The organism is Streptomyces tanashiensis (assembly GCF_014648895.1).
Lineage (GTDB): Bacteria > Actinomycetota > Actinomycetes > Streptomycetales > Streptomycetaceae > Streptomyces > Streptomyces tanashiensis.
This window is the reverse complement of sequence record NZ_BMRZ01000036.1, coordinates 1-13,162: the sequence shown is the minus strand read 5'-3', so window position 1 is coordinate 13,162 and position 13,162 is coordinate 1. Positions and strand designations below refer to the sequence as shown.

The window sequence follows — 13,162 nt, the reverse complement described above, 5'->3', positions numbered from 1 at the left end:
AGCAGGCGAGTGATCGTTTCCCGCAGTTGGCGGTAAGCCGCTGCGGGGGTACCGAACCAGGCACCCAATAGCACCTTGACCTACGGCTCGACCGTAAGAGTCTGCTCATCGAGATCCAGATGCACGGTTCCGCCACCTTGGGCACGAAGCTGCCGCCAGGCGTCGTACCCCGTCATGATCGCCTGCTCCCAGTCGGCCGAGCGCAGAACGCTGACCTCGAGGTGAGAAGTCATGGAGGTGATGGTCTTGATGAACTCGTGATCGATGTGGCGGACGTTCTCGAAGTAGCCGTGACGGGTCGCGTAGGAGAAGACGAGAGCGGAGATGCCCTCCTCGATGGCGATGGCACGACCGCCGTCCTCGGCCTCATCAGTCTTGGGGTCGCTCTTGCGCTTGCAGCCCAGCAAGAAGCGAGAGACCGGCGACCAGCCAAGGACAACAGCATGAGCTAGATGGAAGATGTCGTGGAAGCGGTAGTCGTCGTCGATGTGAGACGCGTCGGTCAGCGGGTCTCCGCAGGGGGTGCCCTCGCGGGTCAAGATGGCGACGGTACGCCCGTCACGGTCTCGCCGCTGGACGGTGAAGGTGAGGGTGGCCTGCCGCGGGAGTCGCTCCGACTCAGGAAAGTGGGCATCGAAGACGATGCGGTCGGCGGCCGGGGTGGGCCGCCACCGGTCACCGATCTTGACGAGGTTGGCGGCGGCAACGTCTTCGAGGTTGAGGTCGAAGCGGTGGGCGAGAGCAGCGACGTACCACAGGACGTCGCCGAGTTCTTCGCGAAGGTGCTGCTTCCCTGAGGCGAGGCCGGGCCCGTCACGAAGGCGCTTTTTGTAGGCGGTGGCGAGAGAGCCGACCTCGCCGATGAGGCCGAGCAGGGGCACCACGACAGGATCAGTACCCGGGGCGGGATCCTGAAGCGTCTTGATGGCGGCTTGCTGGTAGCGGTTGAGGTCCACAGCTTCCTCCTGTCGGGAATTCCATCACGCAGGTCGGAAATCCCGACCCATGTCGTATACTAGAGCAGCGCTGCCGGAAAATCAGACGGACAGGAGAGTCTGCTGAACACCACCGAGCCCTCCCTAGAGGACATCGTCACCGTGGTCGTGGAGTTCCTGGCCGAACTACAGGACCGGGATCCCGACGAGCTGCGGATGGAGCTGGAGGAGGCCAGCGAGGAGCTGCCAGTCGACTCCATCCTCATCGTCGAGATCCTGACGCGCATCGAGGAGCGCTATGGCATCAGCGTCCCCGCAGACGAGGAGGCCGCCCGCTCCACCCGGTCGGTGCGCACCTTCGCCACCACCATCTTGAAAGTGATCAACGAGAGGAAAAAGCAATGAGTCCCGAACCTGCCGCGCTTCGCGGCCGCGACCCTGAGCTCGAACTGCTCGGGGAGCGCCTGCGCAACACCCGCGACTACCTGGGCATGTCGCAGCAGCACGTCTCCGACATGACCGGTATCCCCCGCTCGGCAGTCAGCGACATCGAACGAGGCGCTCGCCGGGTGGACAGCCTTGAGCTGAAGAAACTCGCGCGCCTGTACATGCGGCCGGTGTCCTACTTCCTCGCAAAAGAGGAGGAGGCCGACCTGGGGGAGCATGCACTGGCCGGGCTGCCGCGCGCCCTCGTCGGCTTGAGCGACGGCGACTGGGAGGAAGTGTTGAGCTTCGCCGAATTCTTGAAGTTCCGACGGGCAAGCGAGAAGGAGAGGGAGCCCGGGGAGTGAACTGGGACGTGGCCCACAAGGTCGCCGCGATGGAGGCTGTAAAGGCACACCGCGACCTAGCTATCGACCGCAACGGATACGTCGACGTGTACGGCGCACTACTGCGCGCTGGCATGGTCGGGATGGCGCGGCCCATGCCGCGATTGTTCGGGGTGTACGCCGCCCCACGGGACAACGGGCCCGCAGTGCTGCTGAACGCTAGCTTGGACATTGTGGCCCAACGACACACCGCCGCTCATGAGTTGGGGCACCATCGAGCCGGCCACGGAACATCGTTGGACGAGGAGCTGGACCGCGCTCGCACGTGGGGGGACGGGTCCTGGCCGGACGAGGAGAAGGTGGCAGAGGCGTTCGCGGCCTGGTTCCTGATGCCCCCGCCTGCTGTCCAGAGCGCGCTGGCCCAGGTTGGGGTGAATCGTCCTCTAGTCCCCGAGCACGCCTATCGAATCGCTCGCATTCTGGGCACTTCCTACGCCGGGACGGTGACCCACCTGCACCGGCTGCGGCTGCTGTCTCGGGTGCAGAAGACCGAGTGGCTGCGGGTCAAGCCCGCCTCCATCAAGGCGCACCTCGCGGGCGACACCGTGCCCGGGAAGGCCCACGTCCACCTGATCGACACCGGCGCACACGGCACCACTGTGCGGGTTGATGCGGGCGACATAGTGGTCCTGAGCAACACCGGGGCAAGGTTTGAGTCCCTGCCGCCCGCGTTGCAACGCCCCGAGGATGCCTTTGGTCAGATCTCCTTGGGCGATGCCTCGGCCTCTGGAATTGCAGAGGTCACTGACATGTTCGCCGGTGCAGCCTCGGCCACCGCGCACTTCCCCGGGGCCACCGGGCTGTTGGAGTTCACCCTGGAGCGCCAGTCCCCACGCGTCGGTATCCAGAGCCTGTGGCCCGCCTGAACTGCACCTCCTGTATCGGTTGCTCTTCCTCGCACTGCTCTCCCACTGGCACACCTCCAACGTCAGGAGCACGGTGATGTCCCTCTTTATCGTTGAAAAGGCGAACACGTCGCTGGCCTGGCGGGAGGCCTGCCTGAAGCTCGACGTACCCGGCAATCAGAAGCGAGACGCCCTGCACACCGTGGTTCGCATCGCCAACGCCGCGGCAGAGGATCCGCAGGTGCGCGCCGAGTTCGACCAGATGCGCAAGGAGCAGGGATATGCGCCGATCGAGACAGTGGCCAACACCCTCTTCCCCGCCGAGCTCGCTGCCGTCTCCCGCACCCCGGAAGAGCTGGTGCGCCGGTACCGGAACATGTATCCGAGGCTGCGCCGCATCGACCGCGGGAACAAGGCCGGCACCTACTTCGGGCGCATCGTGGCCTATCCCGGCGAGAATGGCCCGGTGGACCAGCTGACTGCGCTCATCGACCGGATACGCCGCCAGGCGGCGGGCAGGGGGCCGATGACTGCGGCGTACGAGATGGACATCGCTCATCCCGACGACGAGCCCGCTTCCGATCTCACCGAAGGCGACCACGCTGCCGACGCGGACACAGGCACGTGGTCTGCGCCGGTACACGCCGCCGGGAAGGACAACGGGTTGCGCGGCTTCCCGTGCCTGAGCCACTGCTCGTTCCAGCTGGACCGCGACCGGGTCCTGCACGCCGTGGCCCTCTACCGCAGCCACTACATGGTGGCCCGCGCCTACGGCAACTACCTGGGCTTGGGGCGGCTACTTGCTTACCTGGCGAAGCATGCCGAGGTGTCCCCCGGCGCACTGACGGTGATCGCCGGTCATGCCCAGATCGAACGTGACATCTCAGCCCTGCGTCCGGTTCTCCGAGGCCAGGCCCGGCTGGTGGACTGACCGGAACAAACAACCGTCAACTCGTCTGGCCACTATGAGTTGATGCCCCACTTGGGTGGGAACCAGGCAGTCAGGAGGGCATTGTCAGGACGATACAACTGTTTGATGCGGCTGCGGCCGCTGATGCCCGCGATGTCCGGGTGGACCACGCGCGCGTACTTGTCGACTTCGCAGAACAGGTTCTGGCAGTCGATCAGTTGCAAGGGGCGCCCGCGCAGTCCCGTGAAGATGAGCCCGAGGCGGGCAAAGTGCTCCTCCTGGGTGTCCGCCATGTAGCGGATCACCTCGGCCTCGATGCCGCTCGCGGCGGCGCCGAAGCACTTGCGGATGCCGTCGCGGGCACCCGGGCCAGGAACGACGAAGTCCATCTCGGAGAACGACAGCCCTGCCGCATAGTTGAGGTCGATCAGGTACTGGTAGGCCAGGAACGGGCCGAGTGCCGGAAAGCCCAACAGTACCTGGTAAGCCTCTTGCATTGAGGCAGCCTGTTCTACCCGCTCAGGCGCCCCTTGGTCCATCAGCATCTCAAGCAGGCGTAGGTGGTTGCGGTGCTTGCGCTGCTCCCCCAGCTTCGGGGGCGGGGTGATGTACGCAGCGGAGTACAGCCGTTCCCCAGACGCGAATGCCCGTGACAGCACTTGGTCCACGGCACGATAGTCGTAGCCCTGCCAAGTGACCTCGCCCAGGTGCTCCTCAAGTAGTTGCCAGGTCTGGATCCTGTTGAAGACCTTGAACAGCAACGTACGAAAGAACACTTCCTGCCACGCCTGGTCACCGCGGTAAGACACGTGGCCGATCAAATACTGACTGACCCGATCAGCCGCCCGAAAGCAGTTGGTAAATCGATGCTGGGCAAGCACGGGGTCCGGTACCGCCGGCGCCTGGGCCTCCCCCAAGCGCGCCAGGTACACCTGCTGCCGCACGGCCGCGAACCGCCAGTAGGTATCGAACACCGGCGTGGGCTTCAGCACACGACCCGCAATCCGCACGGGCTTAGAGAGCTCGGAGTCTTCCGTCCGGCGAACCCGCGGTCGGGCTTGCAGCGTGGTCACCATGAGGTCAATATATATCGGGTATAGGTTTGAGGCCAGAGGGGGCGCAGTATGGAGTTGCTGTGGCGAGCGGAACGCCGCAACACTCTCATTGCATGGCCCGACGCCGTCAATGAGCGTCTCGACCAGCTGGTCGCCGCAGGGATCGCCGCTGGTGAGAACATCAATCGATCCCATTTGCTCGCGGCCCTCGTGGTTCATGCCGACCTGTCCCCCGAGTTTGTTGCTGGCATCATGCGGGACTACCGCGCACTAAACAGCGATGCCCTGGACGAGGCCAATCGCTCCGCAGCCGAGCAGTGGCCGGCAGTTCGGCGACCTGGACCTCGCCGTGACTCCCGCCACAGCACAACCGGCGGCGCACGACTAGACAGCGATCCCTCCACTACCAACGACGCGCATTAACTGTGGACACGGCGACAGCTAAAAACGGGGCGCTGAGCAAAGAGGGCCCATCGCTAGTTCAGACACGGCATCGCATGCCGTTGGTGACTTCCCGGTAGTCAGCGATTACAGGCTTCGCCATCGACTCTCGGTAGACGACGACCACTCGCCCGTAGGGCCAGTTGATGTCGGTGCGTAGTTTGTCGTTGCCGTAGGAGCAGCCGCTGAACATGATGCTGCGCCGCAGGTCGGTGTAGTCACCGCCGTTCTCCCAGGCGGTTACCGACGGGCCGGCGGTGAGGAACATGGTCTGCGCCTCGGGGTTGAACGTCACCTGCACGCCGTCGGACAGTCCCCATTCGTCGCGGAGGAATGGACCTACCTCCTTGTTGATGGCGGCGGCGATGTCCCTCTCGGAGGCTGTCATGGCATCGCGGGCGGCCGACCACTCCTCGACGGTGGGCTGGGCGTTGTCACTGCGGGTGTAGGCCGGTTGCGTCTCCGGCGGTGCCTCTGTGGGAGCTGGCGTGCTGGCCATGGCGGCGGAAGGAGTGGCGCTCGTCGGGCGGATAGAGGCAGCAACCGGAAGGGGCAAGGATGCCGTGGGTGCGGTGCTGGCTGACGCCATGGACGGCAATTCCTGCCCTGCATGAAGCGTGGCTGCATACATGGCCGCGGCCCCGATGCTCAGGACGGTGAGTGCTGCGGTCGCGATGAAGCTGTATCTGCGGGCCCGGCCGTCACTCCGGGCGATGGGCCAGGCGTCTACCCGTGCAGGTGGCGCGTTCCAATGGTTGGCTACCAGGGTGTCAACGACAGTGTGTGCTGAAACCTGCTGCGGCAAGACATGGGTGTCCTGAAGCTCGAGGAGCCGTATGCATTCCTCGCTCAGGATGCGCGTGGTGGGCCGATCGTCTGGCTCCTTTGACAATGCACTTGCCGCGATACAGCGCAAGTCCTCGGGCAAACCAGAGAGATCAGGCTCTTGGGACATCACGCGGTAGGCGACTGTGTCCGGTGCCCCTGTGCCGAACGGATGGCGCCCTGTTCCGGCGTAGGCAATGAGTGCACCCCAGGCGAAGACGTCGGACTCTGGCCCCGCAGCACCAGTGCGGTACTGCTCCGGGCTGATCCAGCCGGGCGTCCCAGTCAGCACTCCGGTGCGGGTGACCGCGGTGCCGTCCAGGGCATGCGCGATGCCGAAGTCGAGCAGGCGCGGACCGTCGGGTGAGAGGATCACATTGCCTGGCTTGATGTCCCGGTGAATCACACCGGCCTCGTGGACCGAAGCCAAGGCAGCCGCAGTGCCAGCTGCCAAAGCGTGCAGCATCACCCCCTGGAGAGGGCCCGACACGGCAATGTGCCGCTGGAGCGTAGGCCCCGGTATGTAGGGCGTGGCGAGCCATGGACGCTCGTCATCGCAGTCCGCCGCCACCACGGGCACAAGACATGGCCCGTTCACCCTGCTCGTCAGGGCCACCTCGCGCCGGAAGCGGGCACGGAACTCCTCATCGTCAGCTTGAGCAGGATGGACGACCTTCACCGCAAGACGATTGCCGCGGCTGTCCAGAGCGGCGTGCACCGTCCCCATTCCTCCGCTACCCAAGCGGCCTACTACTCGGTACGGGCCGACACGAGCCGGGTCACCGGGAGACGCGAGAAGGATTCGGGCGGTCACGTGAGCTACCTCTCAGGCCAAGCGTTGCTGGCGGTGGATCCTATGCGGTGCCATCGAGCAGTGAGACGCTCGCCCCGAAACCAGTTCTGTCAGTGACGCCGTGGATGATCGGCCGCATGACACATGGTTCCCAAGATGCCCTGCGCTCTCTCGCCCTACAGCATCTGTCGCCTGAGGTTGCCGAGAAATGGCTCGGTCTACTTCGCCCTGGTGTGCGTCTTGAGATAGCGGCTGGCTCTGACGACGTGGTCGGCCATCTTGGCGGCCTGCCCACCTTGCCGGCCACCGCAGAGTGGCCGGCATGGGAGGGTCACGGTCCGCTCTCCTTCATCGCCTCGATCGACTGCGCACGCCTGCCGACGGCTGCGCTGGACATCGATCTGCCCGCAGCGGGGACGCTGCTGTTCTTCTACTTCGACGGGCAGTTGGACGACGGCGATGCTCTCGTTCTGGCTGAGGACCGGGAGAGCTGGGCGGGCGCCCGTGTGTTCTATGTGGCGGCTGACGAGGAGGTGGCGGAGCTTGGAGCGCCTGCACGGCTCAAGCCGTATCCGGTGGTGCCGCTGGCCGCTCGGGTGGAGATGACGGCGACCGAGCCCTGGCATCCGTCCGTACGGGCCGCCTTCGCGCCGAGCGCCCCGCTGGGGAACCGGTACGACCACCCCGTCTGCTCGCAGGAGTTCCTCGAGGCGCTGTGGGAGTTCGACGACGAGGTAGGGCACCAGATCGGCGGCCATGCTCACTCGGTGCAGAACCCCGTAGAGATCGAGATCGCGGAGGCGGTCCTGGACGGCGAGGTGTCCTGGGCCGACCCACGGCTGTCCAAGGAGGCGGGCAACTGGGTGCTGCTGGCCCAGTTCGACAGCGAGGACGCCGCAGACATGATGTGGGGCGATGCCGGAGCCCTGTACTGGTTGATCCGCCCAGAGGATCTGGCGGAGCGGCGCTTCGAGCGGGCGATGTTCGCCTGGCAGTGCAGCTGATGACCGCGGCGCCTCCCGCTTGGGGAGTCCAGTACACGCTGAGCCTGCCGAGTGAGGGCGCTGCCCGCGCCGCCGCGGCTGATCTGTCCGGGATGGGGCACCGTCTGACGGCGGTGCGCGTCCACGATCACTTCCGGTTCGTTCCGTCGAGCTTCTGGTACGGCCAGCCGTCGATGGACCCGGAGCTGGAGGGGTGGTGGCAGGTCTTTTCGCTGGCCGTCTACAACGGGTACGAGCGCATGGCTCTTGGGCCGTTCTTTCGGAGTGAACGGATTCGGGTGGCCCAGGTGGCCCGTTCCCACGGCGGTTTCCAGCAGGGGTACAGCGAGGGACATGCCGCCACTGCCGAAAGAGTCTTCCAGCGGGACGGCCTGGTCCATGAGCAGGCCGGCGCCGACGTCGCCCTTCCGAGTCCTCTGCCCAAGGATCCCGCGCGACCTCCGGCCGGTCCTCCGTGGGAGCGCAGTGAGGTCGGTGAGCCCGCAGTGGTGGTCCAGGCCGTGGTGGCGGTCGCAGAGCGCATGTACGGCAGCGCGGAGGACGTTCCGGATGCCGTGGGGTGGCTACTCGATGAAGAGTTCGCGTTCGGCGAGCCCTATGGGTCGACGGGTGAGTTCCTAGGCGATCTCGTGGATGCCGTGGCCCACCAAGGCACCTGCACCGACACCACCGTCGAGGCTGTCCCATTCCTCATGGAGCTGGTCTGCGACGACAGCGTCGCGCCCGGCAGCCGGCTGGTTCTACTCGGCAACCTTTTGCGGCTTGCTGCTTCGGGGCCGGCGGCAGCAGTCTCCCTGGCCGACCGCATCACCGCACTCGGGGGCACCTGGGAGGAGTCTGCGGCTGACTACCTGACACGGCGGGCCATCGGCAGCGACCTGCCGAGGCTGCTGTCCCGCTGGAAGGACGAGAGCGATGCCGTCCGATTCACTCTCGCCGCCCTCACGGCGCTCTGTGGCACTCATGACCAGCGCGCACTCTCAGGGCTGGCCGCTCTCCCGGCTCCAGCAGGCAGCTCCCGCGCCGATGTCGTGTCGCTCGTGGCAGCCCTGCTCAATGACGACCGAGAAAGCTTGGTACCTGCACTGGACCGTCTGGCCTCCTGGCTGCCTCGCGTTGCAGAGAAGGCAGACAGCCCGAACGTGGATCTTCAGAGTCTGGGAATGGCCATCCTTCCGGACCTCGTCCTCGAAGACGTGGCGTCAGGAATCGCAGTAGAGCGTGACCTGCCATAGCTGTTGACGACGTTAAGGATTACGACTGGCATCGCAGACGCGCAGGTCAGGGACGCCAGACATCAGTCTCACGCTCCGCTGTGCATCAACTGCCAGACTTCGTTGGTCATTTGGCTGCCGGGCACGACTGGCATTCCCTACGATGACTGCCGTTGTCCTGTCGTACGGGAGGGCCGAGGAGGGGCGGATGGACTTCACAGGGGCGGGCGAGCCGGATGCGGCTCCCGGGTTGCGGACGGCTGTTGGGATCTACTCCGGCAAGACCGATCGGACGCTGGAGCGGATCTCGGAGCTCGAAGCAGAGCTCGCGGACCTCCGAGTCGAGGCGGCGAAGTACGCGAGCACTCGCGATCAGCTGAGCGAAGCTCTCGCCGAGCTCCTCGCAGGCCGCTCGGCGCCGTCCGAGGACGATCAAAGCCCCCAGCAGGAAGCTGACGCGGAGGGCGAGGACGGCGATGCGTCCGCCGGTGACGAGTCGGAACCGAGCAAGCCGTCAGAGGAGACGCGCGCCGGGCAGAGCGGGCCTTCGCGGTCGCCGTCTGGGCAGCTGATGCAGGCGGTCGAGCAGATCCTCGTGAGTGCTGGACGGCCGATGAAGGTAAAGGACATCACCGAGGCGCTTGGCCGTCCTGCGAGAGGCGGGGAAGGCCGGGCGCCCAACGAGACGACCCGTGCAACGTGCAAGCGGCTGGTGAAGAGCGGTCGTGCCGTGGAGCACCCGATCGGCACCTTCGCCGCCCGCCGGGTCACGGAATCGCAGGGAGGGAACGCCTGACGCCGCCGCCCCGAACATGAGACGTCCCCTCCTCCCATTGCGGGGAGAAGGGGACGGGCTCCGTTGAGCTTGGACCCTCTTCGGAGCCAGTGACGTGGACCCTCGTAGTGGCTCACGCATCCCCGAGGCTAGAGCAATCCGCCTCGCCTCGGGGGCGCGTGGCCTATTTCGTCGTTCCCTGGGACAGGTTTCCCTGGGGACGGGAAGGCCGATTTTGATGCGTACTGCGCATTCCGTCCCGTGGGTACAGCGGGACGGCGAGAAAATCTTCCAGGCGGGCGACGGTGACGACGTCCGGCCAGCACCGGCCGGCGAGCAGGTCGGCAATGGCCTGCCGGTTGACCCCGGATCCGGTAGAGACCTTCCGCAGGCTTCGCTTCTCGCGCTCCAGGGCGAGCGCGAGCTCGCGGGCGATGGCCTGGACGACTCTGGCGGCGACGTCGTCGACGGCGGAGTCGGGCCAGGATTCCGGATCGCGGGCAAGGTCTCTCGGCGCGGTCTTGCGGGCCAAACCTCCGACCATGTCGATGCACTCCTTTCCGTGAAGATCGCCTTCGACGTCTTCACTGGCTGCTTGTCCAGCCGGTTCTGTTGGTCTGTGACACTGAGCTCGGAGGTCTCCAGCAAGATCCGCGACTACCGGCCCCGACTGCCGCATCGGCAGTGGGCGCCGGTCGCCGAGCTGGTGAGAGCCACCGTGGCGGCGACAGCTCCGGCCACCTGCTACGCGGCGGAGCATCTGCTGCATGTGATCGGCCGGATCGCGGTCTGGGCGGACCGGAGCGGGCTGCCGCGCGACCCGGGAACCTGGCTGCGGACCGAGACGATCGACGCCTTCATCCTGTCGGGCTGCGTTGCGGCGAAGGACTCGACGGTGTTGACCTACCGGACCTGGCTGCGGCGGGCGCGGGAGGCTCTGGTGTGGGTCCAGCGCGGAGAGGCCCCTCCGGCTCGGCTTTCCTCGCCTCGCACGCCTCAGCCGCCTTATGGTGCTGGGGAGTTGGCTCGCTTGCGGGATTGGGCGAATCATCTGCCGGACCAGGCTCGACTCGACGGCCTCGCGCTCATGACGCTCGGAGCCGGGTGTGGCCTGATGCCGGGCGAGGTCCCGCCCATGCGAGGCAGCCATGTTCGCGTGACCTCCGGCGGGGTCGCGGTGCTGGAGGAGAAGCTGCTCGGCCGACTCGTGGCGTGCCACTCCGACTGGGAAGGCACGCTGGCCGAGCTGGCAGAGACCTCCGGACCCGGATTCCTCTTCCGGCCGGGACGGAAGGTCGCGGCAGCCAAGAACCTCGTCTCGTCCTGGCCTGCCCGCCATCGGCCCCACGCGGGTCTGCCGCCGCTCTCCGCTCGGCGGTTGCGGTCGACGTGGATCGTCGGCCGGCTTTCCGAGGGCATCAGTCCGGAGGCGGTCGCTTCCGCCGCGGGCATGGCCTCCCCTGCCGGTTTGGCGGGCTACCACCACTGGGTGCCCCCACTACCCAGGGCGGAGGTGATCCGATTGCTGCGTGGCCGCCGCTCGTGAGGGCGCGACCTGAAGCCGATCAGCTGGCCGCCCGCCATGCGCGACCACGACTGCGGCCTGGACGGCTCACTGAGATCCCAGACTCGAAGGTCGGCCAGCTGCTGACCGTCCTCGACCGCTCCGGCCTGCCCCAGCAGCTGGAAGACATGCGGCGAGGCCGTCCTGGGCCACCAGGCGTGCGGCCGAGGACCGTGTTGGCCGGCCTGATGCTCGCCGTGTACTACACGGGCCGAGCTACAGTCTCCGACGCCTGGCGGATCCTGCACTTCCGTCTCCAGCCCGCAGCCCGCACCTGGCTCGGCATCCCCGAGATGCCACCGTCCACGGCACGCGCGTGCATAGCTGCCAGTCGTCGCCTCTACCGAGGGCTGGACCGGATCACCACCGTGCTCGACCCGGCACGCTGTGACCGGCGCCGGCGCCTGGACCAAGCGGAGGCTGACATCCACTCCGCTGTCTGGGATGAGACTGCTGGCCGCGCCGCCGCGAACCGGCTCCAAAGGCTGGCGAACGACCTTGTACTGGTCCCGGTCCGGCTGGCACAGCAACGCGGATACCTGCGGCACTGGGCCGGTGACGTGGGAGTGGACGCCACCTCGATCCCGGTTCTGGCCAACCCGGACAGCGACTACTCGGGCACGGCCTCCGTCGAGATCACCGCCGGCTGGCACTTCAGCGGCGGCTCCGACAAGGGCATCTTCGGCTACAGCGCGAGTCTGCTCGTCGCCGCCCACTCCCGCACAAGCGAAGGGGCCGCGAAGGGCCGCCGCGCGCCCTCCTACCCGCAGCTCTGCCTCGGCCTCACCCTGGACACTCCGACCGTCCGTACAGGCGAGAACGCGGTCACCGTGCTGAAGCACCTCGCCGAGCTTCGACTGCCGACAGGTACCTGTGCCGCAGATCGCGCCTACACCGGCTGCTCGCCAGAGAACTTTCAGATCCCCGTACGCCGACTCGGCTACCACCTTGCCCTGGACTACAAGGCGGCCGACCGTGGCATCCAGGGCAGCTGGCAAGGAGCCGTACTGCTCGACGGCTCCCTTGCTTGCCCGCACATCCCCAACGCGTTGGCTCAGGCCACTCACGGCATGGACGACAAAACCTTCCGCCGACGGCTCGATGAACTGAAGCCGGTGGTCGCCGAGCGACTGCCCTACTTCCTCAAGCTCAAGCAGAACGCCGACGCCCGCGGAACCGTGCGCCTGCAATGCCCGGCGGCCGGACCGTCCCCTTCGGTGAACTGTCCACGTCGAGAACGCCTCCGCCCTGCACGACCGACCGCCTCGGGCACGCCTCAGACCGTGATCAAACTGGCGGATCGCCGGTCCCGCGCCAGCCACGCCTCGGCTCGCCCGACCATCCAGCTCCCTGACAGAGAGTGGACGGACCCTCCCAGCAAAGAGGCGCTGCCCGCCGTCTGCGGGGCCTCCGCGATCAGCGTCCCCGCCGACGCAGCCGGAGACCTTAAAATCGCTAAGTTCCGACAGGACAGCCACTACCTCAGCCTCGCCTGGGATCGGATCTACAAGCCGATCCGCTCCCACAACGAAGGCCTCAACGGCCGCCTCAAGGGCGCCTACATGGACATCGGCAACCCCATGCACCGCCGAGCGCCGGGCCAGGTGGCCCAGACGATCCTGATCGCGATCATGGTGGCTATCGGAAACCTGGACATCCTGGAAACCTGGCTCTACGAACGCACCGGCAGCCGACTCTCCGACGCCGACTTCGAGTCCATTCCGCCTGCCCCAGGTCGCAACCTGTCTTCCGTCCCCACACCACTCGACAAGGGGCGGCATCCGCCGGCCAATCTCTGATCGAGCAGCGTCACAGCCACACATCACGACCACCAGCCCCGGGCGACCGGGGCCGGTTCGCATGCCCTGGCAACGGCCAGCCGCCTGCCCAACAGCCCGCCAGACCCGATACGCCGCCACCCACCACCCCGAACAGGCATCGAACGACCCCCGAAACGACGAAGATCCCGCC

Annotated in this window: 14 protein-coding genes; 10 read left to right on the top strand and 4 right to left on the bottom strand. The window is 66.6% G+C overall.

Going from position 1 to position 13,162, the window contains the following annotated elements:
• Positions 1 to 80: 80 nt before the first annotated feature.
• Entirely contained in the window at positions 81 to 956 is an 876-nt protein-coding gene (locus IE237_RS40150; protein WP_189807166.1) for a nucleoside triphosphate pyrophosphohydrolase family protein, read from the bottom strand.
• Positions 957 to 1,097: 141 nt separating this feature from the next.
• On the opposite strand from IE237_RS40150, the gene IE237_RS40145 reads away from it, so the two are divergent.
• The 4 genes from IE237_RS40145 (at position 1,098) to IE237_RS40130 (ending at position 3,541) form a co-directional block, all read left to right on the top strand.
• Positions 1,098 to 1,340, top strand: coding sequence for an acyl carrier protein (locus IE237_RS40145; RefSeq protein ID WP_229844273.1), 243 nt, complete (start codon positions 1,098 to 1,100; stop codon positions 1,338 to 1,340).
• A complete protein-coding gene (locus IE237_RS40140) occupies positions 1,337 to 1,726 on the top strand; it encodes a helix-turn-helix domain-containing protein (RefSeq protein ID WP_189807165.1) in 390 nt (129 codons plus the stop codon). The genes IE237_RS40145 and IE237_RS40140 overlap by 4 nt, the downstream gene beginning before the upstream one ends.
• A complete protein-coding gene (locus tag IE237_RS40135; RefSeq protein ID WP_189807164.1) occupies positions 1,723 to 2,631 on the top strand; it encodes an ImmA/IrrE family metallo-endopeptidase in 909 nt (302 codons plus the stop codon). Before IE237_RS40140 ends, IE237_RS40135 begins: the two co-directional genes overlap by 4 nt.
• Positions 2,632 to 2,707: 76 nt before the next feature.
• On the top strand, positions 2,708 to 3,541 hold the full coding sequence (locus IE237_RS40130) for a hypothetical protein (protein WP_189807163.1): 834 nt from the start codon (positions 2,708 to 2,710) through the stop codon (positions 3,539 to 3,541).
• 32 nt (positions 3,542 to 3,573) lie between these two features.
• Here IE237_RS40130 and IE237_RS40125 read toward each other — a convergent pair whose 3' ends face one another.
• On the bottom strand, positions 3,574 to 4,596 hold the full coding sequence (locus tag IE237_RS40125) for a nucleotide kinase domain-containing protein (protein WP_189807162.1): 1,023 nt from the start codon (positions 4,594 to 4,596) through the stop codon (positions 3,574 to 3,576).
• Between the two features lie 48 nt (positions 4,597 to 4,644).
• On the opposite strand from IE237_RS40125, the gene IE237_RS40120 reads away from it, so the two are divergent.
• A complete protein-coding gene (locus tag IE237_RS40120; RefSeq protein ID WP_189807161.1) occupies positions 4,645 to 4,998 on the top strand; it encodes a hypothetical protein in 354 nt (117 codons plus the stop codon).
• Positions 4,999 to 5,056: 58 nt separating this feature from the next.
• On the opposite strand, the gene IE237_RS40115 is transcribed toward IE237_RS40120, so the two are convergent.
• Positions 5,057 to 6,568, bottom strand: a complete 1,512-nt coding sequence (locus IE237_RS40115) for a serine/threonine protein kinase (RefSeq protein WP_229844266.1) — start codon at positions 6,566 to 6,568, stop codon at positions 5,057 to 5,059.
• A 203-nt stretch (positions 6,569 to 6,771) separates the two neighbouring features.
• On the opposite strand from IE237_RS40115, the gene IE237_RS40110 reads away from it, so the two are divergent.
• The 3 genes from IE237_RS40110 (at position 6,772) to IE237_RS40100 (ending at position 9,648) form a co-directional block, all read left to right on the top strand.
• The gene (locus IE237_RS40110; RefSeq protein ID WP_189807159.1) at positions 6,772 to 7,638 is read left to right on the top strand and encodes a YwqG family protein; all 867 of its coding nucleotides are present in this window, start codon (positions 6,772 to 6,774) and stop codon (positions 7,636 to 7,638) included.
• Positions 7,638 to 8,873 carry a hypothetical protein gene (locus IE237_RS40105; protein ID WP_189807168.1) on the top strand — a complete coding sequence of 412 codons (1,236 nt, stop codon included), beginning with the start codon at positions 7,638 to 7,640 and terminating at the stop codon, positions 8,871 to 8,873. Before IE237_RS40110 ends, IE237_RS40105 begins: the two co-directional genes overlap by 1 nt.
• Positions 8,874 to 9,015: 142 nt before the next feature.
• Entirely contained in the window at positions 9,016 to 9,648 is a 633-nt protein-coding gene (locus IE237_RS40100; protein WP_189807158.1) for a hypothetical protein, read from the top strand.
• Positions 9,649 to 9,811: 163 nt separating this feature from the next.
• Here the strand turns inward: IE237_RS40100 and IE237_RS40095 are convergent, their stop codons facing one another.
• Positions 9,812 to 10,159 carry a helix-turn-helix transcriptional regulator gene (locus IE237_RS40095; protein WP_189807157.1) on the bottom strand — a complete coding sequence of 116 codons (348 nt, stop codon included), beginning with the start codon at positions 10,157 to 10,159 and terminating at the stop codon, positions 9,812 to 9,814.
• A 30-nt stretch (positions 10,160 to 10,189) separates the two neighbouring features.
• Here IE237_RS40095 and IE237_RS40090 point away from each other — a divergent pair, with 30 nt between their 5' ends.
• On the top strand, positions 10,190 to 11,173 hold the full coding sequence (locus tag IE237_RS40090; RefSeq protein ID WP_229844253.1) for a site-specific integrase: 984 nt from the start codon (positions 10,190 to 10,192) through the stop codon (positions 11,171 to 11,173).
• A 191-nt stretch (positions 11,174 to 11,364) separates the two neighbouring features.
• Positions 11,365 to 12,990, top strand: a complete 1,626-nt coding sequence (locus tag IE237_RS40085) for a hypothetical protein (RefSeq protein ID WP_229844246.1) — start codon at positions 11,365 to 11,367, stop codon at positions 12,988 to 12,990.
• The last annotated feature ends 172 nt before the right edge of the window (positions 12,991 to 13,162 follow it).

Coding starts and splice junctions, on each gene's coding strand:
- IE237_RS40110 (WP_189807159.1), top strand. CDS start 6,772: ATGACACATGGTTCCCAAGATGCCCTGCGCTCTCTCGCCCTACAGCAT.
- IE237_RS40115 (WP_229844266.1), bottom strand. CDS start 6,568: ATGGGGACGGTGCACGCCGCTCTGGACAGCCGCGGCAATCGTCTTGCG.
- IE237_RS40130 (WP_189807163.1), top strand. CDS start 2,708: ATGTCCCTCTTTATCGTTGAAAAGGCGAACACGTCGCTGGCCTGGCGG.
- IE237_RS40140 (WP_189807165.1), top strand. CDS start 1,337: ATGAGTCCCGAACCTGCCGCGCTTCGCGGCCGCGACCCTGAGCTCGAA.
- IE237_RS40105 (WP_189807168.1), top strand. CDS start 7,638: ATGACCGCGGCGCCTCCCGCTTGGGGAGTCCAGTACACGCTGAGCCTG.
- IE237_RS40125 (WP_189807162.1), bottom strand. CDS start 4,596: ATGGTGACCACGCTGCAAGCCCGACCGCGGGTTCGCCGGACGGAAGAC.
- IE237_RS40120 (WP_189807161.1), top strand. CDS start 4,645: ATGGAGTTGCTGTGGCGAGCGGAACGCCGCAACACTCTCATTGCATGG.
- IE237_RS40100 (WP_189807158.1), top strand. CDS start 9,016: ATGACTGCCGTTGTCCTGTCGTACGGGAGGGCCGAGGAGGGGCGGATG.